The organism is Terrabacter sp. FW104-15G4B, assembly GCF_058790095.1.
On the sequence record NZ_JBYTCI010000041.1, the window covers coordinates 1 to 23,729 of the forward strand.

At 72.1% G+C, this 23,729-nt stretch carries 24 protein-coding genes and 1 pseudogene; 9 read left to right on the plus strand and 16 right to left on the minus strand.

Translation table 11 applies throughout. From position 1 onward, the window contains the following. Window positions 1-39 precede the first annotated feature (39 nt). From AC3WRT_RS19230 to radA, 3 genes are read right to left on the minus strand one after another with little or no spacing between them, the layout of a single operon-like run. Window positions 40-933: an HhH-GPD family protein gene (locus AC3WRT_RS19230; protein ID WP_492724789.1), complete on the minus strand. Its 894-nt coding sequence runs from the start codon at window positions 931-933 to the stop codon at window positions 40-42. 26 nt (window positions 934-959) lie between these two features. Then, window positions 960-2,036, minus strand: a complete 1,077-nt coding sequence (gene disA, locus AC3WRT_RS19235) for a DNA integrity scanning diadenylate cyclase DisA (protein WP_492724791.1) — start codon at window positions 2,034-2,036, stop codon at window positions 960-962. Between the two features lie 55 nt (window positions 2,037-2,091). After that, window positions 2,092-3,507 (minus strand): DNA repair protein RadA, encoded by a 1,416-nt coding sequence (radA, locus tag AC3WRT_RS19240; RefSeq protein ID WP_492724793.1) that lies wholly within the window; start codon window positions 3,505-3,507, stop codon window positions 2,092-2,094. A 71-nt stretch (window positions 3,508-3,578) separates the two neighbouring features. Between radA and AC3WRT_RS19245 the strand changes: the two genes are divergently transcribed. Both AC3WRT_RS19245 and AC3WRT_RS19250 read left to right on the plus strand, forming a co-directional pair. Beyond that, window positions 3,579-3,794 carry a hypothetical protein gene (locus AC3WRT_RS19245; RefSeq protein ID WP_492724795.1) on the plus strand — a complete coding sequence of 72 codons (216 nt, stop codon included), beginning with the start codon at window positions 3,579-3,581 and terminating at the stop codon, window positions 3,792-3,794. A 208-nt stretch (window positions 3,795-4,002) separates the two neighbouring features. Continuing rightward, window positions 4,003-4,332: a histone-like nucleoid-structuring protein Lsr2 gene (locus AC3WRT_RS19250; RefSeq protein WP_492724797.1), complete on the plus strand. Its 330-nt coding sequence runs from the start codon at window positions 4,003-4,005 to the stop codon at window positions 4,330-4,332. 62 nt (window positions 4,333-4,394) lie between these two features. On the opposite strand, the gene ligD (AC3WRT_RS19255) is transcribed toward AC3WRT_RS19250, so the two are convergent. Together ligD (AC3WRT_RS19255) and ligD (AC3WRT_RS19260) are read right to left on the minus strand one after the other, a co-directional pair. Next, entirely contained in the window at window positions 4,395-5,279 is an 885-nt protein-coding gene (ligD, locus tag AC3WRT_RS19255; protein ID WP_492724799.1) for a non-homologous end-joining DNA ligase, read from the minus strand. Next, entirely contained in the window at window positions 5,279-6,226 is a 948-nt protein-coding gene (gene ligD, locus AC3WRT_RS19260; RefSeq protein WP_492724801.1) for a non-homologous end-joining DNA ligase, read from the minus strand. The genes ligD (AC3WRT_RS19255) and ligD (AC3WRT_RS19260) overlap by 1 nt, the downstream gene beginning before the upstream one ends. An 18-nt stretch (window positions 6,227-6,244) precedes the next feature. On the opposite strand from ligD (AC3WRT_RS19260), the gene ku reads away from it, so the two are divergent. Genes ku through AC3WRT_RS19275 form a run of 3 tightly spaced genes read left to right on the plus strand, consistent with a single transcriptional unit; the run spans window position 6,245 to window position 9,310 of the window. Further along, window positions 6,245-7,201 (plus strand): non-homologous end joining protein Ku, encoded by a 957-nt coding sequence (gene ku, locus AC3WRT_RS19265; protein WP_492724803.1) that lies wholly within the window; start codon window positions 6,245-6,247, stop codon window positions 7,199-7,201. A 47-nt stretch (window positions 7,202-7,248) separates the two neighbouring features. Continuing rightward, window positions 7,249-8,475, plus strand: a complete 1,227-nt coding sequence (locus AC3WRT_RS19270) for an acetyl-CoA hydrolase/transferase family protein (RefSeq protein WP_492724805.1) — start codon at window positions 7,249-7,251, stop codon at window positions 8,473-8,475. A 58-nt stretch (window positions 8,476-8,533) separates the two neighbouring features. Next, complete coding sequence (locus AC3WRT_RS19275) at window positions 8,534-9,310, plus strand: SDR family oxidoreductase (RefSeq protein WP_492724806.1); 777 nt, start codon at window positions 8,534-8,536, stop codon at window positions 9,308-9,310. Between the two features lie 90 nt (window positions 9,311-9,400). On the opposite strand, the gene AC3WRT_RS19280 is transcribed toward AC3WRT_RS19275, so the two are convergent. The 5 genes from AC3WRT_RS19280 to AC3WRT_RS19300 all read right to left on the minus strand — a co-directional run bounded on the left by AC3WRT_RS19280 (window position 9,401) and on the right by AC3WRT_RS19300 (window position 13,423). Then, entirely contained in the window at window positions 9,401-10,198 is a 798-nt protein-coding gene (locus AC3WRT_RS19280) for a sugar phosphate isomerase/epimerase family protein (RefSeq protein WP_492724808.1), read from the minus strand. A 106-nt stretch (window positions 10,199-10,304) separates the two neighbouring features. Further along, on the minus strand, window positions 10,305-11,234 hold the full coding sequence (locus tag AC3WRT_RS19285; protein WP_492724809.1) for a Ppx/GppA family phosphatase: 930 nt from the start codon (window positions 11,232-11,234) through the stop codon (window positions 10,305-10,307). 59 nt (window positions 11,235-11,293) lie between these two features. Further along, window positions 11,294-12,028 (minus strand): ABC transporter permease, encoded by a 735-nt coding sequence (locus AC3WRT_RS19290; RefSeq protein WP_492724811.1) that lies wholly within the window; start codon window positions 12,026-12,028, stop codon window positions 11,294-11,296. Beyond that, the gene (locus AC3WRT_RS19295; protein ID WP_492724813.1) at window positions 12,025-12,786 is read right to left on the minus strand and encodes an ABC transporter ATP-binding protein; all 762 of its coding nucleotides are present in this window, start codon (window positions 12,784-12,786) and stop codon (window positions 12,025-12,027) included. Before AC3WRT_RS19295 ends, AC3WRT_RS19290 begins: the two co-directional genes overlap by 4 nt. A gap of 10 nt (window positions 12,787-12,796) precedes the next feature. Continuing rightward, window positions 12,797-13,423, minus strand: coding sequence for a TetR/AcrR family transcriptional regulator (locus AC3WRT_RS19300; RefSeq protein ID WP_492724815.1), 627 nt, complete (start codon window positions 13,421-13,423; stop codon window positions 12,797-12,799). A 122-nt stretch (window positions 13,424-13,545) separates the two neighbouring features. Here AC3WRT_RS19300 and AC3WRT_RS19305 point away from each other — a divergent pair, with 122 nt between their 5' ends. The 3 genes from AC3WRT_RS19305 to AC3WRT_RS19315 all read left to right on the plus strand — a co-directional run bounded on the left by AC3WRT_RS19305 (window position 13,546) and on the right by AC3WRT_RS19315 (window position 16,390). Next, window positions 13,546-14,346 carry a DUF3109 family protein gene (locus AC3WRT_RS19305; RefSeq protein ID WP_492724817.1) on the plus strand — a complete coding sequence of 267 codons (801 nt, stop codon included), beginning with the start codon at window positions 13,546-13,548 and terminating at the stop codon, window positions 14,344-14,346. Between the two features lie 16 nt (window positions 14,347-14,362). Then, window positions 14,363-15,061, plus strand: coding sequence for a class I SAM-dependent methyltransferase (locus tag AC3WRT_RS19310; protein WP_492724821.1), 699 nt, complete (start codon window positions 14,363-14,365; stop codon window positions 15,059-15,061). 213 nt (window positions 15,062-15,274) lie between these two features. Further along, window positions 15,275-16,390 (plus strand): flavin-containing monooxygenase, encoded by a 1,116-nt coding sequence (locus AC3WRT_RS19315; RefSeq protein ID WP_492724823.1) that lies wholly within the window; start codon window positions 15,275-15,277, stop codon window positions 16,388-16,390. Window positions 16,391-16,402: 12 nt separating this feature from the next. Here the strand turns inward: AC3WRT_RS19315 and AC3WRT_RS19320 are convergent, their stop codons facing one another. The 6 genes from AC3WRT_RS19320 to AC3WRT_RS19345 all read right to left on the minus strand — a co-directional run bounded on the left by AC3WRT_RS19320 (window position 16,403) and on the right by AC3WRT_RS19345 (window position 23,439). After that, window positions 16,403-18,043, minus strand: a complete 1,641-nt coding sequence (locus AC3WRT_RS19320) for a helix-turn-helix transcriptional regulator (protein WP_492724825.1) — start codon at window positions 18,041-18,043, stop codon at window positions 16,403-16,405. Window positions 18,044-18,321: 278 nt separating this feature from the next. After that, on the minus strand, window positions 18,322-19,206 hold the full coding sequence (gene nadC, locus AC3WRT_RS19325; RefSeq protein WP_492724827.1) for a carboxylating nicotinate-nucleotide diphosphorylase: 885 nt from the start codon (window positions 19,204-19,206) through the stop codon (window positions 18,322-18,324). Next, entirely contained in the window at window positions 19,203-21,038 is a 1,836-nt protein-coding gene (locus tag AC3WRT_RS19330) for an L-aspartate oxidase (protein WP_492724828.1), read from the minus strand. Before AC3WRT_RS19330 ends, nadC begins: the two co-directional genes overlap by 4 nt. Before the next feature lie 12 nt (window positions 21,039-21,050). Continuing rightward, window positions 21,051-21,497 carry an aspartate 1-decarboxylase gene (panD, locus tag AC3WRT_RS19335; RefSeq protein ID WP_492724830.1) on the minus strand — a complete coding sequence of 149 codons (447 nt, stop codon included), beginning with the start codon at window positions 21,495-21,497 and terminating at the stop codon, window positions 21,051-21,053. 50 nt (window positions 21,498-21,547) lie between these two features. After that, a complete protein-coding gene (panC, locus tag AC3WRT_RS19340) occupies window positions 21,548-22,474 on the minus strand; it encodes a pantoate--beta-alanine ligase (RefSeq protein WP_492724834.1) in 927 nt (308 codons plus the stop codon). Between the two features lie 56 nt (window positions 22,475-22,530). Then, window positions 22,531-23,439, minus strand: a complete 909-nt coding sequence (locus tag AC3WRT_RS19345) for a Rossmann-like and DUF2520 domain-containing protein (RefSeq protein ID WP_492724832.1) — start codon at window positions 23,437-23,439, stop codon at window positions 22,531-22,533. 23 nt (window positions 23,440-23,462) lie between these two features. Here AC3WRT_RS19345 and AC3WRT_RS19350 point away from each other — a divergent pair. After that, window positions 23,463-23,729 (plus strand): annotated as a pseudogene (locus AC3WRT_RS19350) (hypothetical protein); the annotation flags it as partial.

Below are 23,729 nucleotides of genomic sequence, written 5' to 3' on the forward strand. Positions count from 1 at the left end.
GTTTGTGGCCTTTCGACGGTGTGAAGAGGGAGGGGTCGGTCAGGTGGGGAGGCGGAAGCGGTTGCGGGACAGGGGCTCGACCAGGCCGTCGGCGACAAGGGAGTCGAGGCACCGCATCACCTGCACCCGGTCGTCGGCCGAGTCCTCGAGGCGAGCCAGCGGCAGCGTCGCATGCGCGTCGCGCAGCCGGCGCAGCAGCTCACCACGCACCTGACGGTCGGTCCCGTGCCAGGACTGCCCGCGCCGTGGCGGTCCGTCGTAGGCCGGTCGGCCAGCGAGGTTCCAGGCGCACAGGTCGGCGACCGGGCACTCCTCGCAGCGCGGTCCACGGGCGACGCAGACGAGCGCACCGAGCTCCATCACCGCCACGTTCCACGTGTTGGCGGTGGACCGGTCGGCCGGCATCGAGTCGGCTGCCAGCTTCGCCTCGGCCCGGTTGAGCGTGACGTTCGGGAAGGCCTTGCCCTCGACCGCCCGGGCCAGCACGCGGCGTACGTTCGTGTCGACCACGACCTCGGGGATGCCGAAGGCGAAGCACGCCACCGCCGCAGCCGTGTAAGCGCCCACCCCCGGCAGCGCCAGCAGTTCCTGCGGGTTGCCCGGCACCTCGCCGCCGTGACGCTGCACCATGGCGGTCGCCGCCTCGTGCAGCCGCAGCGCCCGACGGGGGTAGCCGAGGCGCCCCCAGTGTCGTACGGCCTCACCCGGCGCGTCCGCGGCGAGGTCCGTCGGGGTGGGCCAGCGCTGCATCCACTCACGCCAGATCGGCTCGACCCGGGCGAGCGGCGTCTGCTGCGACATCACCTCGGACAGGAAGACGCCCCACGGACTGCAGTCAGGCTCGCGCCAGGGCAGGTGCTTGCGTCCCGCGTCGGCGTACCACTGGTTGACGCGCTCGTGGAGCACGGACAACGGAGCCGGGCGGGACGGCATACGCAAGGGGTTGCTCGCTGGAGACGCTAGACGTAGCGCTCGAGGATGCTCGACTCGGCCAGGCGCGAGAGCCCCTCGCGAACGGCGCGGGCACGACCCTCGCCGACGCCGTCGACGAGCATGAGGTCCTCGATGCCGGCAGCGAGCAGGCGCTGCAGCGACTCGAAGTGGAGCACGAGACGGTCGACGATCGCCGCCGGCAGGCGGGGCACCTTGGTCAGCAGGCGGTAGCCCTGTGGCGAGACCGGCGCATCGAGGCTGTCGCCGACGACCGAGAAGCCGACGGCGCGGGCACCGGCGGCCAGGTCGAGCAGCTCGACCGAGTTGAGGGCCTCGAGGTTGCCCAGGGCCTCCTCGACCGTGAGGCTCGACTTCGTCGCCGGGAGGTAGTCGCGGATGACGAGCTCGCGGTCGTTGCCGAGCCCGCCGACGAGCTCCTCGAGCTGGAGGCTGAGCAGGCGCCCGTCGGTGCCGAGCTCGACGACGTAGTCCCTGATCTCGGCAGAGATGCGCCCCACCATCTCGAGGCGCTGGAGCACCGCGGTGACGTCGCGGATCGTGACGAGGTCCTCGATCTCGAGCGCGGAGAGGGTGCCGGTGACCTCGTCGAGGCGGGCCTTGTAGCGCTCGAGCGTCTGCAGGGCCTGGTCGGCGCGCGACAGGGTCGTGGGCGAACCCTCGATGACGTGCCGGAGGTCGCCGACGTACAGGGCGACGACGCCCATCGACTGGGAGACGGAGATGACCGGGAAGCCCGTCTGCTTGGCGACTCGCTCGGCGGTGCGGTGGCGGGTGCCGGACTCGGTGGTCTCGATGCTGCTGTCGGGGACGAGCTGGGTCGCGGCCCGCAGGATCCGGGTGCCCTCACGGTCGAGGACCACGGCGCCGTCCATCTTGCACAGCTCGCGCACGCGGGTGGCCGAGAACTCGACGTCGAGAACGAAGCCGCCCGTGCAGATCGAGTCGACGACCCGGTCGAAGCCGAGCACGATCAGGGCTCCGGTGCGTCCACGGAGGATGCGTTCGAGGCTGTCGCGCAGCTCCGTGCCGGGTGCCACTGCGGCGAGGGCCGCGCGCAGCAGCAGCTCGTCGTTCCGGTCCATCACTTCCCTGTCCGCAATGGGGGCGCCGAGCGCATCCACCCGGGTCGGTCGCAGTCTAGACGGTGCCGACGGCTGGCGCGCCCGGTGGTCGCCCACCGGCGAGGCGGCCCATCGCCTCGATGGCGCGCGGGACGTCGGCGACCTCGACGGCGCGTATGCCGTCGGGCACCGAGGAGTCCGTGAGGCTGCCGGCGGGCACGAGGGCATGGCGGAAGCCCAGCCGCGCGGCCTCGGCGAGGCGCCGGTCGAGGCCGGTGACGCGACGCACCTCCCCGGCCAGCCCGACCTCGCCGAACGCGACCACGTCGGTGGCCAACGGCTTGTCGACAACCGACGACGCGACGGCGCAGACGATCGCGAGGTCGGCCGCGGGCTCGGTGATGCGCACGCCGCCGACGGTGGCCGCGAAGATGTCGCGTGAGCCGACCGGGGCACCGGCCCGCTTGTCGAGGACGGCGATGATCATCGCGAGGCGCGAGGCGTCGAGCCCGCTGGAGGTGCGTCGCGGGGACGGCAGGGTCGAGGGCGCCACGAGCGCCTGCACCTCGGCGACGAGGGGGCGCCGGCCCTCGAGTGTCACCGTGACGCACGTGCCCGGGACGGCGTGGTCGCGAGTCGAGAGGAAGAGCCCGCTGGGGTCGGCGAGCCCGGTGATGCCGACGTCGGAGAGGTCGAAGCAGCCGACCTCGTCGGTGGGTCCGAAACGGTTCTTGACGGCGCGTACGAGGCGCAGGCGCGAGTGGCGGTCACCCTCGAACTGGATGACGACGTCGACGAGGTGCTCGAGGACCCGCGGCCCGGCGATGGAGCCGTCCTTGGTCACGTGGCCGACGAGGAGCACTGCGACGCCGCGCGCCTTGGCAGCCGCGATGAGGCTGCCCGCAACTTCACGCACCTGCGAGACGTTGCCGGCCTGCCCCTCGACGTCGGCGCTGGCGATCGTCTGGACCGAGTCCACGACGAGCAGTCCCGGCGACCGGGCCTCGACGTGGCCGAGGACCGTGGCGAGGTCGGTCTCGGCGGCGAGGTAGAGGGTGTCGGCCATCGCCGAGATGCGCTCGGCCCGCGTGCGCACCTGCGCGGCCGACTCCTCCCCGCTGATGTAGAGGACCTCGCTGCCGGAGCGGGCCGCACGCGCCGCGACGTCGAGCAGGAGGGTCGACTTGCCGACGCCGGGCTCACCGGCCACGAGCACGACACCACCGGGGACGAGGCCGCCACCGAGCACGCGGTCGAACTCCGCGACCCCGGTGGGCCGCGCCGCAGCCCGGGTGACGTCGACGTCGGCGATGCGCTGGGCAGGAGTCACCACCGCGGAGGCCGTCGTGCGGGCAGCCGTCGCCGCACCGGTCTCGCCCACGGTCCCCCATGCCTGGCACTCTCCGCACCGGCCCACCCACTTGGCGGTCGTCCACCCGCATTCCGCGCAACGGAAGCCGGGGGTGCGGCGCGTCGTCGTCCTCGTAGCCATGGCCCGACCGTACGGGCAGCATCCGACAGCGCCCCGCAGGCCCTCGCGGCATGCCGTGAGAAAATGGGTGCATGGAATCGGTCCTGCCCTATGTGCTCGCCATCGTCCCCACGATCGGGGTCGGCACGCTCTTCTACTTCGTCATCAAGAGCATCCTCGAGGGTGACCGACGTGAGCGCCTCGCACAGGCCCGGTGGGAGGCGGAGCACGCTCGCCGTGACACTGCCGCGGGCGGCTCGGCAACCGCTGAGGACGCTTCGCGGCACCGGCGGTCCACCGACCGCTGAAAGCGATTCCAAACCGGGTTCCGCACGCCGGACGCGCCTTTCCTGCCATTAGCGCATCGCCCATCGAAGGGCAATTCCGGCATTGCGTTGCAGCATTGTTTTGGATGGAAATGCATTCTCGCCACTGACACGCTAAATTGAATCCTGCCCCGCGGGTCACCATTCGTGGATAACCCCTCCCTTGCAGACCACTTCAGTTGGAGAATCAATGGCTCAGCGTGTCGAAGTAGTGTTGATCGATGATCTCGATGGCGGAAACGCAGCCGAGACGGTGACCTTTTCCCTCGACGGCGTAACCTACGAGATCGACCTGTCCGACGAGAACGCCCGCAAGCTGCGTGACGACTTCGCATCCTGGACCGGTCACGCCCGGCGCGCCGGCGCCGCCAAGTCCTCCGCGACGCGTCGCCGGTCGAACGGCGCCAAGCGCACCGACCTCGGAGCGGTCCGCGAGTGGGCTCGCGCCAACGGCCACAACGTCTCGGACCGCGGCCGCATCTCGGCCGAGATCCAGGCGGCCTACGACAAGGCGCACTGACCCGTCAGTGCGCGACGAGGGGCCCGGCACGTCACGTGCCGGGCCCTTTCACATGCCGACCCTCAGCCGGTGATCTCCGCCGCCAGGTCGCCGTCGCGGGCCACCCGCGTCAGCACCTCGTCGGCCGTCAGCTGCTCGAGCCGGCCGTCCCGCGCCCCCGACTCGATCTCGTCCCACGAGCGCGGCGCCGCGACGGTCGGCCGGTCCCGGCCGCGAAGCGAGTACGGGCACACCGTCGTCTTCGCGGCGACGTTCTGGCTCCAGTCGAGGAAGACCTTGCCCGGCCGCAGGTCCTTGGCCATCTTCCACACGATCAGCTCTGGGTGCAGCTTGGTCAGCTCCTGCGCCAGCTGCTGCACGGTGTCGCGGATCTGGTCGCTCGTGTGCGCGCCGGGCAGGACGGCATACAGCTGTAGGCCCTTGCTGCCGCTCGTGACCGGGACGGTGTCGAGGCCGATGCCACCGAGTCGCTCGCGCACGAGCAGGGCCACCTGCGCGCACTCGTGCAGCCCGGTGCCGGGTCCCGGGTCGAGGTCGATGACGAGGCGGTCCGGGTTCAGCGGCTCGGCGTCGCGCCCCTCCCCCGCGTAGCGCCACTGGTGCACGTGCAGCTCGAGGGAGTTGAGGTTGGCGAAGTACGTCAGGCCGGCCAGGTCGTCGATGAGGGGGAAGACGGGGTCACGACCGGCGCGCCGGATCCACGCGGGCGTGCCGGCGGGGAGGTTCTTCTCGAAGAACTGCATGTCACCGACGCCGTGCGGGAAGCGGATTCGCGTCACGGCCCGGTCGCGCAGGTGCGGCAGGACCGCCGGCGCGATGCGGGCGTAGTAGTCGAGCACCTGCGCCTTCGTCGTGCCGGTGCGCGGGTACATCACCTTGTCGAGGCTCGACAGCCGCATCCGTCGTCCGTCGACCTCCACCGTCACCTTCTGCGCCTCGTAGGGCATCACTCACCGTCCCCGTCGCCGTCGACGTCACCAGGCGTGAGGTCGGTGCGCAGGCCCTTGTATGCCGGCTGGCGCAGCCTCCCCTGCCCGCTCAGTCCCAGCGACTGCACGTCGGCGACGAGGACCGGGTGCACCCACGTCGCACCGTTCGAGTCCTCAGCGGGAATGACTGTGGCGAAAGGCGACTCGTCCGTCGTCAGCGTCTGCAGGTCGCGCAGCAGCGACTGCCCGGTCCGGCCTGCGAGCCCGGCGCCGACCCGCCCGAGGAAGCGCAGACCACCGGGCCCGGGCACTCCGACGAGCACCGAGCCGAGCCGGCGTGAGCCGCTGCCGGCCGCCTCCGGTCGCCAGCCGCCGATGACGACCGAGACGGTGCCCCGGTGAGGCGACTTGAGCCAGTAGGGCGAGCGCAGACCGGGGACGTAGACCGAGTCGGCGCGCTTGGACACGATCCCCTCGAGCCCCTGCTCCTTCGTTGCCTCGTGCAGCGTGACCCCGTCGGTGAAGGCCGGCGGCGTCTGCCACCGCGGCCCGCCCAGCTCCAGCCGCTCGAGGGTTGCCCGCCGGTCGGTCCACGGGCGCGACAGCAGCTCGACGCCGTAGAGGCGGAGCAGGTCGAAGGTCATCAGGGTCACCGGCGCCTGCTCGGCGAGCATCCCCGCCCGGCGCGCGTCGGTGACGTGGAAGCGCTCGGCCATCGCGGCGAACGACGGCACGCCATCGCGCATCGAGACGATCTCGCCGTCCAACAACATGTCGGCGTACTCCTGGGCCAGCCCACGCAGCTCGGGAAAGGCCACGGTGACGTCGCGTTCCGTGCGGGAGAGGAGGCGGATCTCGCCGTCCGCGACGTCGGCCAGAACCCGCATACCGTCCCATTTGACCTCGTGCCTCCAGCGGTCGCCGACCGGAATGGTCGACGTGGGCGTCGCGAGCATGGGGCGCATGGGTGCATTCTTGTTCCCATGCGAGCCATCTGGAAAGGCGCCGTGTCGTTCGGCCTCGTCAATGTGCCGGTCCGACTCTTTTCGGCGACGGAGAACCACGACGTGCAGTTCCGGCAGGTTCACGAGAAGGACGGCGGCCGGATCAAGTACCAACGGGTCTGCTCGATCGACGGCGAGGAGGTGCCCTACTCCGACATCGCCAAGGGATACGAGGCGGCCGACGGGCAGATGGTCGTGCTGACCGACGAGGACCTCAAGAGCCTGCCGACGCGGTCCACAAAGGAGATCTCGATCGAGAAGTTCGTGCCCTCCGAGCAGATCGACCCGCTCCTTTTCGACAAGAGCTACTACCTCGAGCCCGACAAGACGGGGCTCAAGCCCTACGTGCTCTTGCGCGACGCCTTGGAAAAGGCCGACCGCATGGCCCTGGTCACGGTGGCCGTGCGTTCGCGGATGACACTCGCGGTGCTGCGGGTGCGCGACGGCGTGATCGTGCTGCAGACACTGCTCTGGGCCGACGAGGTGCGCGCCCCGGAGTTCGAGTCGCTCTCCGAGGAGACCCACGCGACGGCGAAGGAGCTCGCCATGGCGTCCTCGCTCGTCGACTCCCTCTCGGGCGACTACGAGCCGGATGAGTTCGAGGACGACTACGCCGAGGCCGTGACCCAGCTCGTCGCGACGAAGATCGAGGGCGGTGACATCACCGAGACGCCCGAGGCCAAGGGCGACGAGACCGAGGTCGTCGACCTGCTCGCGGCCCTGCAGCGCAGCGTCGACAAGGCCAAGGAGGCCAAGGGCGGCTCGAGCTCCGGCTCCGCCTCGGCGTCCGCAGAGCCGGAGGCACCGACGAAGTCCGCCTCCAAGACCGCCGCCAAGAAGTCGACCACGAAGAAGACCGCGGCCAAGAAGACGACGGCCAAGAAGTCCGCCGCCAAGACCACGACGAAGAAGGCGGCGACCAAGAAGGCGAGCTGACACGGCATACGCCCTCGTGGTCGTGCCGACTGGTCCACGATGTGGGGGTGCGGACGGCGACGATCGACGAGCTCACCCAGCGGCTGCGGACGCTTCCGGCGAACCCTCGTGTCGTCGTCAGCGGCAACATGGCGGTGCCGTGGGAGGCCGTGCGGGCGCTCGACGCCGCGCAGGAGACGTACGTGCTCCACGCCCTCAACGCGCCCGCCGGGCTGCCGACCCGGGACGGCGTGACCGTCGAGACGTGCTTCGTCGGTCCGGGTATGCGTCGTCATCCGCGGCTGCGCTACGTGCCGTCGCGTCTCTCGCTCGTGCCGCTCCTCTACGGCCGCGCGCTGCCGCCGGACGCCGTCCTGCTGCACTGCGCACCGCCACGACACGGCCAGGTCAGCATGGGCCTCGAGGTCAACGTGCTGCCGGCAGCGCTCGAGGCGTGCCGCTCGCGCGGCGGTCTCGTCGTGGCGGTCGTCAACCCGCGGATGCCCTTCACCTTCGGCGACGCCCAGGTGCCGCTCGAGCACGTCGACCTGGTCGTCGAGGTCGACTGCCCCATGGCGTCGCACGCCCCCGCCGAGCCCGACCCCGACAGCAGGCTCATCGGCGAACGGGTGGCCGCGATGGTCAAGGACGGCGCCACCATGCAGCTCGGGATCGGGGCCGTGCCCGATGCCACGCTCGCCGGGCTGACGTCGCGGCGCGGGCTGCGCGTCTGGAGCGAGATGTTCTCCGACGGGGTGCTCGCGCTCGACGAGGCCGGTGCGCTCGACCGGGACCACCCGCTGGTGACGTCCTTCAGCTTCGGGTCGCAGGAGCTCTACAGCTGGCTGGACGGCAACCCGCGGGTGCGGATGATGCGCACCGAGAAGACGAACGACCCCGGCCTCATCGCGCAGCAGCGCCAGATGACGTCGGTGAACACCGCCCTGGAGGTCGACCTCTTCGGCCAGGCGAACGCATCACGGATCGACGCCCGCATCCACTCGGGCTTCGGCGGGCAGACCGACTTCATCGTCGGGGCGCTGCACTCCCCCGGTGGCCAGTCCTTCATCGCGCTGCGGTCGTGGCATCCCCGGGCGGACGTGTCGACCATCGTGGCCTTGCTCGACGAGCCCGTCACGAGCTTCCAGCAGAGCGCGATCGTCACCGAGCACGGCGTCGCGCCCCTCTGGGGCCGCAGCGAGAAGGAGCAGTGCCGCGACATCATCGAGGAGTGCGCGCACCCGCGCGTCCGCGACGAGCTGTGGGAGGAGGCCCAGGCCCTGGGCCTGAGCTGACCGGACCCGACCTGACGTGACCGGAGGACGTATGCCGTCCGCCTCGTAGGGTGGCCGCATGAGCTCGGCTTCCCCGACCCCCGCACCTGCTTCGCCCGCCGCGACCACGCCCGGTGACCGGCCCGTGGCGGTCATCACCGGCGGCACCCGCGGCATCGGGCTGGCCATCGCCCGCGACCTAGCGCAGACCCACCACCTCGTCATCGGCGGTCGCGGCCGCGACTCCGTCGACGAGGTCGTCGCGGGGCTGCCGTCCGCGGAGGGACTCGTCGCAGACCTCGCCGACTGCTCACCGGGGGGCTCGCTCGAGACAGCCCTGGGCGCCCTGGTGCCGCGGCTGCCTCGCGTCGACGTGCTGGTCCACTCCGCCGGGGTGCTGCGCAGCGGCACCGTGGCCGACTCAGCGGTCGATGACTGGGCCCAGTCCCTGACCGTCAACGTCGTCGCCGTCGCGGCGATCACCCGCGCCCTGCTGCCTGCACTGCGGGCAGCCCACGGCCTCGTCATCACCGTGAACTCCGGCTCCGGCCTGACGGCCACGCCGGCGTCCGGCGCCTACTGCGCCTCGAAGTTCGCCCTGCGGGCCTTCAGCGACACCCTGCGGCAGGAGGAGCGCGAGCACGGCGTCCGCGTCACCTCCCTGCACCCCGGCCGCGTCGACACCGACATGCAGCGCGAGCTCGTCGAGTTCGAGGGCGCCGACTACGACGCCGGCGCCTACCTCGAGGTCGGATCGGTCGTCCGTGCAGCACGCCTGGCCATCGACGCCGGGACGGATGCGAGCGTGGACATGGTGTCGGTGCGCCCGCGCGGCTGGCGACCCTCCCCCGCCTGACCCCTCGCAACACACCGAGCAGGTCAGGACACACCGCAATCGGACGCCGGCGTGTTGGGACCTGCTCGCTGTGTTGTGAGGCGGGGGAGGTCAGATCCGGCTGGCGCCCCGGGTCGGCATGAGGGCGAACCGGGCGAAGGCCAGTGCCTCCGCGAGGTCGACCTCGCGCTGCTCCCGTGCCACCTTGCGCGTCGACACCTCGACGACCACGTCACCGTCCCAGCCGTTGTCCCCGAGGTGCTCGAGCACGTCGGCGCAGGGCTGCGTGCCGCGCCCCGGCACGAGGTGCTCGTCGAGGAAGGAGCCGAGCCCGTCGGCGAGGTGCACGTGCGCGAGACGCGCCCCCAGCTGCTGGGCCATCGCGAGGGCGTCGGAGCCGGCCGTCGAGGTGTGTGACAGGTCCAGCGTCACGTTGTCGTAGGGCTGGTCCACGGGGTCCCAGTGCGGGAGGTAGGCCATGACGTCGCGTCGCGCCGTCCGCCAGGGATACATGTTCTCGACGGCCAGCCGGATCCCCGTGTCGTGCTCACGGAGCGCGACCCCGTCGACGAAGCCCGCGGCATACTCCCGCTGCCAGCGAAAGGGCGGGTGCAGCACGACGGTGCCGGCGCCCACCTCGAGGGCCAGCTCGATCGAGCGGTCGACCTTGCCCCAGGGATCGGTGCCCCACACGCGCTGGGTGAGCAGCAGGGTCGGCGCGTGCACCGAGCTGACCGGCAGGCCGTGCAGCTCCGAAAGGGACCGGAGCGCCCCCGCCTCCTGCGTGACGGGGTCGGTCCAGACCATGACCTCGACCGCGTCGTAGCCGAGACGGGCGGCCGTCGCGAAGGCGGTCGCCGCGTTGTCGGGGTAGAGCGAGGAGGTCGACAGGGCGACCCGGATCGTCATGCGGCCATTCTGCGCCACGGCGCTCCCGGCGCCGGTCGCAGGGCCGGTCGCCGGGCCGGTCGCCGGGCCGGTCGCCGGGCCGGGCGTGCGCTGGGACCCGGCCGGCTCACGGGACGAGGTGGTCGAGCCGGCGGAGGATGAGGCCCTCGCGAAGGGCCCACGGGCAGATCTCGATCTGGTCGAGCTGCAGCAGGTCCAGCGCCGCCTCGGCCACGAGCGCGCCGGCATACAGCTGCCGGGCCCGGCCCTCCGAGACCGCGGGGAGCTTCGAGCGCCCGGCCGTGTCGAGCGGGCCGACGAGCTCGACGACCTTGTGCAGATCGTCGCGCGAGAGCATGCGCGACACGAACTGGCCCTCGGCCATGGGTGCGGCGCCGGCGATGCGCGCCAGCGACCGCATCGTCTTGGAGGTGCCGACGGCTCGGTCGGGCGGCCCCGAGATGAGCAGCGGACGCACGTGCTCGGCCAGGGTGGCGCGCACGTGCGAGCGCAGCTCGCGCGCGGCGGCCTGCTTCGGTGGGTCGCCGGGGAGCCGCTCCCGGGTGAGCCGTCCGGCCCCGAGCGGCAGGCTGAAGGCAACGTCGGGCTCCTCGTCGATCCCGGCCGCCAGCTCGAGCGAGCCACCACCGATGTCGACGACGAGCAGCCGGCCGCTCGACCACCCGAACCAGCGGCGCACCGCAAGGAACGTCATCCGGGCCTCGTCCTCGCCGCTCAGGGCCTCGAGGTCCACACCGGTCTCGGCCCGCACCCGCTCGATGACCTCCTCGCCGTTCGGCGACTCCCGAAGGGCAGACGTGGCGAAGGCGAAGAGGTCACTGACCCCTTGGTCCTCGGCGACGTCGAGGCACTCGCGGATGAAGGTCACGAGCCGGTCGGTCGTCCGGTCGCTGACGCGGCCGTCGGCCTTGAGGTTCTCCGAGAGGCGGAGCTCGGTCTTGTGCGAGAAGGCCGGCAGGGGCTGGGCCCCGGGGTGGGCGTCGACGACCAGGAGGTGGACCGTGTTGGACCCGATGTCGATGACGCCCAGGCGCATGCCCCCACCCTAGTGCCGGGCCTGTCACGACCTCGGCTCGCGAGAGGGGCCGTATGCCGTCAGGCGGAGCGGCGGCTCAGCGTGAGCGATGCGAGGGCGAGGGCCCCGGCGATGAAGGCAGCGACGATGCCGAGGTCGCCGAGGACCGCCGTGACGGGGTCGGTGTTGCGCGCGATCTCCTTCATGGCGTCGACCGCATACGACAGGGGCAGCAGGTTGCTCACCCACTCCAGCACCGGCGGCAGCAGCTCGCGGGGGACGAGGAGTCCGCACAGGAGGAACTGGGGCAGCAGGAAGGCCGGCATGAACTGCACGGCCTGGAACTCCGTGCGGGCGAAGCCACTCGCGAGCAGCCCGAGCGAGGTGCCGAGAACGGCGTCGAAGACCGCGACGACGACGAGGAGCCACAGCGGCCCGGCCACCTCCAGGCCACACACCCAGACAGCGAATCCCGTTGCCACCACGGCCTGCACGGTGGCGAGCGCCCCGAAGGCGACGGCATACCCGAGCATGAAGTCGTCCTTGCCCATGGGGGTGGTCAGCAGGCGCTCGAGGGTGCCCGACTGGCGTTCGCGCAGCGTCGCGACGGAGGTCACGATGAACATGACGACCATCGGGAAGACGCCCAGCAGGGCCGGTCCGATGGAGTTGAAGACGCGCGTCCCGTTGTAGATCCAGGCGAGCAGGCCGAGGAGCACGCAGGGCACGACGAGGATCAGGGCGATCGTGCGGCGGTCGGTGCGCACCTGGCGCAGCACGCGGCCGGACGTGGCGACGGCGAGCGCGGCGTTCATGACGCCCTCCTCGCCCCGGACCGGGCGGTCTCGGCGTCGATCAGGGCGAGGAATGCGGCATCGGCGTCGACGGCCCCGGTCTGCTCGAGCAGCTCGCCCGGGGTGACGTCGGCGAGGACGCGGCCCTCGCGGAGCAGCACGAGCCGGTCGCAGCGGGCGGCCTCGTCCATGACGTGGCTCGAGACGACGAGCGAGTGGCCCGCCTGGGCAAGGTGCCGGAAGAGGTCCCAGAGGTCGCGACGGAGGACCGGGTCGAGGCCGACCGTGGGCTCGTCGAGGACGAGCAGGCTCGGGCGACCGACGAGGGCTGCAGCGAGCGAGACCCGTGACTCCTGGCCGCCGGAGAGGTCCTGGACGAGCTGGTCGGCGCAGGAGGTGAGGTCGACCTCGAGGAGCGTCCGCTCGACCGCGTCTCGCAGCTGGGCGCCGCGCAGGCCCACGACGCGGGCGAAGTAGACGACGTTGTCGCGCACGCTGAGGTCGGCGTAGACGCTCGGGCTCTGGGTGACGTAGCCGACCTGGTCGCGCAGCACGGGCGAGCCCGCGGGGTGGTCCAGCACCGTCACGGTGCCGGACTCGATGATCTGCACCCCGACGATGCAGCGCATCAGGGTGGACTTGCCCGAGCCGGACGGACCCAGCAGGCCCACGACCTCACCGGCGGGGATCTCGAGGTCCAGGCCCGGGATGACGCGGCGCTTGCCTCGCACGACGTTCAGGCCGCTGATGGCGACCGCCGGATCGCTGTTATTCATCATGCGATGAAATCTACTCCGGTGTCGGCGGCGTGTCCACGAGATGCTGCTGGAGCACCGGGCCGATGCGCTCGACGAGCTCCTCGCGGGTCGCGTCGACCATCGCCGGCACCCGGATGACGTAGCGCGCCACGACCAGGCCGATCATCTGCGACGCGGCCAGGGCGCCGCGCAGCTGCGGGTCCGCGACGCCGGTGCTCGAGGCGATGCGCCCGAAGACCTCGCGCCCCAGGAACTCCCGCAGCATGCGTGCGGCCTCCTCGCTCGTCATGCTCGACCGCACCAGGGCCACGAGGGCGTCGCGCCGCTCCGGCGGCTCCCACACCGCCAGGAAGGTCTCGACGATGCGCCAGCCGAGGCGATCGACGTCGCCCGCTGTGACCCGCTCGATGATGTCGGCCGGGTTGACCGGCACGTCGAGCGTCTCCGCGAAAAGGGCTGCCTTGCCCTCGAAGTAGTGGTGCACGAGGGCCGGGTCGACGCCGGCCTCACGGGCGATTCCGCGCATGCTCGCCTTGTCGTATCCCTTGGCTGCAAAGGACTTCCGGGCCGCCTCGATGATCGCCGCGCGAGTGTCGGCGCCCCCCGGGCGGCGCCCGCGGCCCCTCGGCGTCGCCTCGCTGCTCGTCCTCGCGGTCATGGGGGTCACGCTAGTCCCGCTCACGGGAGCACACGGCATACGGCGATGTCCCGGCTCGCCACGCCATCCATCACGTGGGCGCCGGGGGCGGCGTGGTGACGCTGGCGACATAGGGTGATCGGGTGGCTGAAGCACCTCTGGACCTCCCTCGCGTCTGGGTCGAGTTCACCGACCCCGCCGACCCGAACCAGCGTTACCGCTGCGACCTGACGTGGCTCACGAGCAGCTGGACGTGCATCTTCGGGAGCGGCTGCCAGGGCATCTACGCCGGCCGACCCGACGACGGCTGCTGCACGCTCGGCGCGCACTTCACCGAGAAGGCCGACTGGAAGCGGGTGGAGAAGGCCGTCGAGGAGCTCGGCGAGGACGAGTGGGAGTACCACTCCGTCGGACGGGCCACCGGCAGCAAGGACGACTGGACGGAGAAGGAGGACGGCGCCCGCAAGACGAAGGTCGTCGACGGTGCCTGCATCTTCCTCAACCGCCCGGGTTTCCCCGCCGGTGCCGGCTGTGCACTGCACCAGCACGCGGTCCTGACCGGCGTGGAGCCGCTCACCCTCAAGCCCGACGTCTGCTGGCAGCTGCCGATCCGGCGCACGTTCCGCACGGTCGAGCTCCCCGACGACACCAGCTACCTCGAGGTCACCATCACCGAGTACGACCGTCGCGGCTGGGGGCCTGGCGGCCACGACCTCGACTGGTACTGCTCCGGCAACTCCGAGGCGCACGTGGGGCGCGAACCCGTCTACCGCTCCAACGCGCCGGAGCTCGTCGAGCTGATGGGGCCGCTCGCGTACGCAGAGCTGGCGATCCGCGCCGAGGCACACCTCGCCCAGGTCAAGGCGGTCCGGGCCCGCGGCGTGCGCAAGCTGCTGCCGCTGCTCGTGCACCCGGCCACCATCGAGGCCCAGCGCACCACCTGAGCGACGTGAGGTCCGCGTGAGCGAGAGCAACGAGATCATCCCCTCCCCCAACATCTGGGAGGCGCCCGACGTCTACGAGGTCGAGAACCGCGGCGTCGACCGTGCCCACGTCATCGAGGACGCCATGCGCGCGGTCCTCGACTGGGATGGCAGGGACGTCGTCGACATCGGCTGCGGCACCGGCTACCACCTGCCCTACTTCGCTCGCGACGCCCGCTCGGTCGTCGGCGTCGAGCCGCACCCGCCACTGGCTTCGCTTGCTGCGCAACGGGTCTCGGGTATGCCGTCCGTCTCGGTCCGCGAGGACGGTGCCGCCGCGATCGCGGTGCCCGACGGCTCCTTCGACGTCGCGCAGGCACGGTGGGCGTACTTCTTCGGCCCGGGCTGCGAGCCGGGGCTGGCCGAGCTCGACCGCATCATGCGCCCGGGTGGCGCGGCCTTCGTCATCGACAACGACGCGACGCGCTCGACCTTCGGTCGCTGGTTCCGACGCGCCCTGCCGGCCTACGACCCCCGGGCCGTCGAGCGTTTCTGGGAACGGCATGGCTGGGAGCGCGAGCGGCTCGAGATCCGTTGGGACTTCGACTCCCGCGAGGACTTCGAGGCGGTCGTCGGCATCGAGTTCGCCCCTGAGCACGCCGACCTCATACTGGCCGAGCACCCGGGCGCGACGGGCGTCGACTACGCCGTCAACCTCTGGTACCGCCGCTACTGACGGTCCGCTGGCGCGGGCTCCCTCCGCGGGTTGCTGCACCGAACGGCCGGTGCGCTCCGCGGATCGGCCAGCAACCCGCGGAGCAACCCCGGCGACGCAGCGGGTCGTGGTCATTTCGACCCATGGCCGCCCACTCCGGGATGGGCATCACGGTCGACGCGGCCAGCCCCCCGTCCTCCCTACGGTCGGAGCACGACCACCAGGAGGAACACCATGGACACCATCGACACCGTCATCATCGGCGCAGGCCAGGCCGGGCTCGCCACCGCCCGCGAGCTCTGCATCCGTGGCCGCGAGTGCATCGTGCTCGAGCGCAACGAGACCATCGGCGACGGGTGGCGCCAGCAGTACGACTCGCTCCGGCTCTACTCGTCGGCCCGGCACGACTCCCTGCCGGGCCTCACCTTCCCCGGCCACCCGAGGTCGTTCCCCGGCAAGGACGACGTCGCAGACTACCTCCAGTCGTATGCCGCCCACTTCCGGCTGCCCGTCAGGCTCGGAGTGCGTGTGGAGCGGCTCTCCGCAGACCCGCAGGGGGACGGCTTCGTCGTGACCACCGACCGCGGCGCCATCTCGTGCCGGAACGTCGTGGTGGCGACGGGCAGCTTCGGTCGGGCGCCGCGTGTGCCGGCCTTCTCCGAGGACCTCGACCCGTCGATCCTCCAGCTGCACTCGAGCCAGTACCGCCGGCCGAGCCAGCTTCGCGACGGCCCGGTGCTCGTTGTCGGCGCCTCGCACTCCGGCTGCGACATCGCCCACGAGCTGGCCGAGGGGCGGCGGACGATCCTCGCCGGCCGGGACCGTGGCCAGATCCCGGTGCGCTGGGACACCCCGGCGGTCCACGTCGCCTTCCCGATCCTGCTCTTCGCCTGGCGGCACGTGCTGACGCGGCGGACCCCCATGGGCAGGCAGATGATGGCCCACGTGCGACACCACGGCGGCCCGATGCTCCGGGTCAAGCGCGAGGACCTCGCGGCACGCGGGGTCGAGCGACACCTGGCGCGGGTCACCGGTGTGACAGACGGGAAGCCGACGCTCGAGGACGGGACGGTCGTCGACGCCACCAACGTCCTCTGGGCCACCGGCTTCGAGCAGCGCTTCGACTGGATCGACCTGCCCGTGGTCGGCGAGGACGGCTGGCCCCGGGAGTACCGCGGCGTCTCGACGGACGTGCCCGGCCTCTTCTTCTGCGGGCTGTCCTTCCAGTATGCGTTCGCGTCCATGGTGCTGCCCGGCGTCGGTCGCGATGCAGCCCACGTCGCGGCCCGCATCGTCAAGCGGTCGGCCCCCGCCTTGCCCAGGCCGGCGTCGCGGGCCGCGGCCGCCTGAGGGGCCGGAGGATCAGCCGCGGCGGGGCACGAGATCGTGCTCGAAGGCGAACGCCGCTGCGGCCGTGCGGCTTCCGACCCGGAGTTTGGTGAAGATGTTGCTGAGGTGGCGGGCCACCGTGCGCTCGCTGAGGACGAGGGCTGCGGCGATCTGGGCGTTGCTGCGGCCCTCTGCGACGAGCGCCAGGACCTCGACCTCACGCGCTGTCAGGCCCGCGGGACGCGCGCCCGGCGCCGTGAGCCGCTCGAGCGCCTCGACGTCCGGTCGGGCCCCGACCGACTCGAACCCCTCGCGCGCCGAGGCGAGGGCCCGACGGGCGGACTCCTCGTCGCCGAGGGCGAGCAGCGCGCGGCCGGTGGCCGCCTGCGCGAGCGCCGCCTCGTAGGCCAGCTCGAGGCGTACACACGTCTGGTGAGCCTTGCGCAGGTAGGGCAGCGCCCCCGCAGGGTCGCCCGACCCGAGCTGGACGCTGCCCCACGCCGCGGAGGCGGCAGCCGCGAGCACGTCCGACCCGAACGACGCGGCAAGCCGGTCGAGCTCGCCGGCGCACTCGCGCGCGGCGTCGAGGTCATGGGCCGCGAGGAGCACCTCGACGGCAGCCGGCAGGACCTGGCTGCGTCGCACCGCCGTGGATGGTTCGCCGAGCAGTCGCTGCACGGCCGCCACCGCGGCTCCGGTTCTACCGCGGGCCAGCCAGAGCAGCGCCGAACCGGGCTGGGGGTCGTACCCGTGCTCGGCGCTGAGCTGGTAGGCGGCGTCCGCAGCATCGAGGTCGCCCCTCAGGCGCAGCAGGTCACCGCGCTCGCACGCGGCCTGCCCCATCGCGTCGGTGGCTCTCGCGAGACGGTAGCGGTCCATGGCGGCGGCGAGCTCGTCGAGCGCGGCATCCCAGGCGCCCCGCGCCCGCATGACCTGTGCACGGTGCAGGGCGCACTGGCCGGTGAAGGTGACCAGGCCCGGCTGCTCGGTGCACCAGCGGTGCAGGATCTGCGTCCACTCCTCGACCCGGCGCAGGTCCGACAGCTCCTGACAGCCCTCGATGGCCGTGCAGTAGACGTGGCCCAGCATGACGGGGTGGAGGGTGCGGCTCGTGGCCTCGAGCATCGACTCGTCGAGGAGCGACAGGCCGTCGGGGACGCGGTCGGCGTAGATGGCCATGCGACCCTGGGCGCACAGGCCGGTGGCCAGCAGGCCAGGGTCGTCGTGGCGCCGGGCGGCCTCGGCCGCCTCGACCGCGCACGCGAGCGCCTGGTCGAAGCGTCCGGCGCCGAGGTGGGTGAACATCCGGGCGAAGGCGAGGTAGCCCGATTCGAGGCTGCCGGGCGGCAGGGTCGCGACGAGCCGCTCCCCGCGGGAGACCCAGGCGGAAGCGGTGGACTGGTCGCCCGTGGTCCGCGCGATCATCGACAGATGGAAGGCGCACCGGGCGGCGCCCGCGATGTGACCCTGCTGCAACCTCGCCTCGAAGGCCCGCCGGTAGCGGTCGACGGCGTCGTCCAGGTGCCCCAGCAGGTGCGCCGCGACGGCCGCCGACTCGAGGTCGTCGGTGGTCAGCCCGTCAGGGTCGACGGCGGACCACCTCTCCAGGGCCGCCGACCACTCGCCGCGCTCGAACTCGGCTCTCGCGCGCACCAGTTCGTCGACCACGCCCATGTCACCCTCCTGCCTCGCAGGCTACGCTCGCCGAGCCGCATCCGTGCTCCGCAACCGAACCCGTCGAGGGGCCATGCTCTGCGGTACGCGCCTGTCGAGGGTCACCGCTTGCGGGTGCCCAGCCATCGAGAGGTCGCCTTCTGGCAGTCCCCGACCAGTCCCCGACCGGCGCGAGGCCTCGCGCGGTGGGACATCTCTTCGCCACTCGACCGGTGATGGCTCGCGAGACATGGCCACTCGACGGGTGGTCAGCCACGAAACGTGGCCTTTCGACGGTGTCAGTCGATCAGGTCCAGGGCGATGTCGACGATGGGTGAGCTGTGTGTCAGGCCGCCCACCGAGACGAAGTCGACGCCGGTCGAGGCATAGTGGGCGACCACCTCGAGGGTGAGCCCACCCGTGGCCTCGATCTCCACGGGTTCGCCTGCGCCGCGGAGCAGCTCGACCGTCGCACGCAGCACGTCGACCGACATGTTGTCGCACATGACGAAGCGTGCCCCGGCGTCGTAGGCCTCCTGCGCCTCCGCCGGCGTCGTCACCTCGACCTGGACGTCGACGTCCGGGAAGCGCTCGCGCACGAGGGCGTAGGCGGCCGCCACGGAGCCGGCGGCGAGCTTGTGGTTGTCCTTGATCATGGCGACGTCGTAGAGGCCCATGCGCTTGTTCGTGCCGCCACCGCAGCGGACGGCGTACTTCTCGAGCCAGCGCATCCCGGGCGTCGTCTTGCGCGTGTCGAGGACCATCGTCCCGGTGCCCTCCAGGGCGTCGGCCCAGCGCCGGGTGTGGGTGGCCACGCCGGAGAGCCGGCTGAGGATGTTGAGGATGGTCCGCTCCGCGACGAGGACGACCTGCGTCGGCCCGACGAGCCGCGCGATGACGTCACCGCGCTGCACCCGCGCTCCGTCGTCGCTGACGACCTCGACCGACGGCGCTTCGCCGCCGATCTGCTTCGCGACCGCAGCCAGCACGAGCTCGATCACGGGCACTCCGGCCACGACGCCCGGCTCGCGCGCCACGATCTCGGCGGTGCGCGTCTGGTCGGCCGGGATCGTCGCCAGCGTCGTCACGTCGGCACCGGCCGGACCGAGGTCCTCGCGCAGCGCCACCGTGACGAGCTCACACGCCCACTCGTGCGGGAACCCGCTCAGCCCGTCGCCGCTCACTGCTTCTCCTCCACCGTCTCCACCGATTCGCTTGACTGCGTATGCCGTCCGGCCGAGCCCGCGGGCGCCGCTCCCTCTGCGCCGTCCTCGTCCAGCACGTCCCGCGGGACCGACCCGTCGAGGTCGAGGCCGTCGAGGTTGTGGCGCGGCACCGGCACGACCTCGGCCATCAGCTCTCCCGAGGCCGGGCGCCGAAGGTGGACGTGGTGCAGGAAGTGCTCGTCGTCCCGAGCCGGGAAGTCCTCGCGCACGTGACCGCCACGGGTCTCCTCGCGCAGCGCGGCGGCATACGTCAGCGCCCGACCGAGGTGCAGCAGGTTCGTCGTCTCCCAGCTCTTGGGGCCGCCCTGCTTGTCGGTGTCCTCGGTGAGCGCCCGGGCCGCCAGCGCGCCCAGGGTCTCCTGGGTCGCGGCGAGCGACGCGGCCGAGCGCACGGTGCCGGAGCCGGCGGTCATGGCGCGCTGCACGTCCAGCCGGCGCCGGCCGCGGATCAGCTCGGGCTCACCGGCCGGCGCCACCGGCATCGTCTCCGGGAGCTCGCCGGCGCCGAGCCGGGCGGTCAGGTCGTCGGCGATGCGGCGGGCGAAGACGAGGCCCTCGAGCAGGGAGTTGCTCGCGAGCCGGTTGGCGCCGTGGACCCCGGTGCACGAGGTCTCGCCGCACGCGTAGAGGCCCTCGAGCGAGGAGCGGCCACGGAGGTCGGTGCGCACGCCTCCGCTTGCGTAGTGCTGCGCGGGGGCGACCGGGAGCAGCTGGGTCGCCGGGTCGAAGCCGAGCTCACGGCAACGCTGAACGATCGAGGGGAACCGCTGCTCGAGGAAGGCCGCACCGAGGTGCCGGCAGTCGAGGTAGACGTGGTCGGTGCCGGTCTCGCGCATCCGGGTGATGATGGCGCGGGCGACGACGTCACGCGGTGCGAGGTCGGCGAGCGGGTGCAGCCCCTGCATGAAGCGCTCGCCCGCCTCGTCGACGAGGAAGGCGCCCTCACCGCGCACTGCCTCGGAGATGAGCGGCTGCTGGCCGCGCGACCCCTCCCCGAGCCACAGCACCGTCGGGTGGAACTGGACGAACTCGAGGTCGGCGAGCACGGCCCCGGCCCGCAGCGCCGCCGCCATGCCGTCGCCCGTCGCGACGGACGGGTTGGTGGTCGACGCGTAGATCTGGCCGAGCCCTCCCGTGGCCAGCACGACGGCTCGGGCGTGGGCGGCACCGACCCCGTCGACCTGCCCCTCACCGATGACGTGGAGGGTCACCCCGCACACGCGGTCCCCGGCGTCCTCGAGCAGATCCACGACCAGGGCGTGCTCGATCACCTCGATCCCCGGGTCGTCGCGGACCCGGTCGAGGGCGGCGATGAGGGCGCGGCTGATCTCACGGCCGGTCGCGTCACCGCCCGCGTGCAGGATCCGGTCGCGGTGGTGCCCGCCCTCGCGGGTCAGCGAGAGCCCACCGGTGTCGCCGCGGTCGAACTCCGCCCCGAGCGCGATGAGGTCCCACACGGCGTCGGTGCCCTCGCGCACGAGCGCCTCGACGGCCTCGATGTCACAGAGCCCGACCCCGGCGACGAGCGTGTCGTGCACGTGCTCGGCCGCGCTGTCCTCGGGCGACATCACTGCGGCGATGCCGCCCTGCGCCCACGCCGTCGACCCCTCGTCGAGCACCGTCTTGGTGACGAGCAGCACCCGGTCGACCCGCCGCCGCAGCCGCAACGCGGTCGTGAGGCCGGCGATGCCCGAGCCGACGACGATGACGTCGGCTGTCGTGGTCCAACCCGGCGCGGGCGCGCGCAACCGCCTGGGGATGCTCACGTCGGGGAGCCCGCTCTCCGGCATACGCCTGGCCTCTCAGTCCTGGTACTCGTGCTGGTAGTCGTGGTGACGCTCGGTCACAGCCGAGGTCATCAGACCGAAGCCCTCGGGAACGTCACCTGCATCGTGCCCCACCTCGACCATCCCGTTGTGCTCGTCGACGAAGACGACCCGCGGCTCGAAGGTGCGCGCCTCGGCGTCGTCCATCGCGGCATACGCGATGATGATGACGGTGTCACCCGGCGAGATCAGCCGGGCCGCGGCGCCGTTGATGCAGACGGTGCCCGAGCCGCGCTCGCCCTCGATGGCGTAGGTCGTCAGCCGGTTGCCGTTGTCGACGTCGACGACGTCGACCTGCTGGCCCGGCCACAGGTCGGCCGCGTCGAGCAGGTCCCGGTCGATGGTCAGCGAGCCGACGTAGTGCAGGTCTGCCTGGGTGACCGTGGCGCGGTGGATCTTGGAGTGGAGCATGAAGCGCTGCACGATGACGTGTCCTCGGGATCTGTGCGGAAGTCGTTGGGAGGGAAGGGAGCTCAGGGCTGCGAGAAGGTCTCGAGGGCTCCGCCGCCGGGTCCGACCTGGACGGGCAGGTTGTCGATGAGACGGGTCGTGCCCACCCGACCCGCCACGGCGAGCAGGGCCTCGCCGCGGTACCACTCCGGCACGTCCTCGAGGGTGTCGGGGTGCACGAGCACGAGGTAGTCGATGAGGGCGAGCGGCTCGCGGACGAGGACCGAGCGGGCCGCACGGCGCACGGCCGACGGCCCCTCGACGGCGGCAGCTGCGCCGGCGCGCAATGCTGCCGAGAGGCACAGGGCCGTCTCGCGGTCCGAGGGCGTCAGGTAGGTGTTGCGGCTCGACATCGCCAGCCCGTCCGGCTCGCGCACCGTCGGGACCGACACGACGCGGACCGGGAAGTCGAGGTCGCGGCACATGCGACGGATCAGCAGCAGCTGCTGGGCGTCCTTCTGGCCGAAGTATGCCGCGCTGCACCGGGTCAGGTGCATGAGCTTGGCGACGACCGTGAGCATGCCGTCGAAGTGGCCGGGCCGTGCCTGGCCCTCGAGGACGTCGCCGAGCGGACCCGCCGACACGCGGACGCCCGGGTCGCCCTCGGGGTAGACGACGTCGGGAGTCGGCGCGAAGACGAGGTCGACCCCCGCGGCGGTGCAGATCGCGAGGTCGGCGTCGAAGGTGCGCGGGTAGCGCGAGAGGTCCTCCTTGGGCCCGAACTGGAGCGGGTTGAGGAAGATCGTCACGACGACGTGGCGGTGGGTCTGGCGCGCCTGCTGGATGAGCGTGGCGTGGCCCTCGTGCAGCGCACCCATCGTCATGACGACGGCGACGTCGTCGTCGTCGAGCGCCGAGCGCGCCACGCGCAGCTCGTCCCTCGTCCGGGCCACGACGGGAGCTGCGGGACTCTCGGGCGGCGCCGCCCGGTCGGCGGCCGCCTCGGGCATGGTGTCCATGGTCGTGTCCACGGCGGTTTCGACGGGCGTGTCGACGGTGGGTTCGGTCACGGTTTGTCCTCCTCGTGCGCGAGCAGCTCCAGCAGCGGGCCGGCGTCGGAGGCGCGAAGTCGTCCGCTCAGCAGGGCCCGCTGCGCCGTCGCGCGGGCCAGGGCGAGATAGGTCGGCCGGATGTCCGGGGCGACCTTGCGCAGCATCGCGACGTGCTCGGCAACGGTACCGGCATCGCCACGCGCCACCGGACCGGTGAGGGCTGCGTCACCCCGTTGGAGGGTGTTGGACAGGGCGGCCGTGAGCAGCGGCTCGAGCACGCGCGCCGGATCCTCGACTCCGGCCTCACCGAGCAGCTGCATCGACTGGGCGACGAGGGTCACGAGGTGGTTGGAGCCGTGGGCGAGTGCCGCGTGGTAGGTGACGCGGTCCTCCTCGGCGATCCAGACGGGGTCACCGCCCATCTCGATGACGAGCGCCTCACCGACCGGTCGCGCGAGGTCGAGGGTCGTCACCCCGAAGCAGCAGTCCTGCAGCCGGTCGAGGTCGAGGGCGGTGCCGGTGAAGGTCATCGCCGGGTGCAGGGCGAGCGGGATGATGTCGCTGCCGGCCGCCGCCTCGAACACCGAGATGCCGTGCGCCCCGGACGTGTGCAGAACGAGCTGGCCCGGGGTGAACGTGCCTGTGGCGCTCAGCCCCGCGATGAGGTCGGCGAGCGCGTCGTCCGGCACAGCCAGCACGACGAGGTGGGCACCGGCGACCACCTCCGGGATCGGCTTGACGGGCACGCCCGGCAGCAGGGTCGCGGCGCGCTCGAGGCTCTCCTCGCTGACCGCAGACACGCCCCTGACGACGTGCCCGGCCTGTGCCAGGGCGGCTCCGAGGACGGCTCCGACACGCCCGGCGCCCACGACGCCGACGTCGAAGCGCGCAGGGCGCTCGTGCGGGGTGCTCACGCACGGCACGCTATCGCCTACAGTCCGATGCCGTGGATCCCGTTCCCTGGCGTGAGGCGTGGCACGAGGCGTTGTATGCCTCCGGCCGCGGCTTCTACGTCACGCGCGGTGGGCCGGCTGCGCACTTCACCACGGCGGCTCACGGCCCGACCGGGGCGGCGCTCGCGCGGGCGCTTATCTCCCTGCCCGACCACCCGGTGAGGATCGTCGTGGACGTCGGCGCCGGGCGCGGCGAGCTCGCGACGCACCTCGTCGAGGCGCTGGCCGCGCTGCCGCCCACCCCACCCACCGCGCCCACC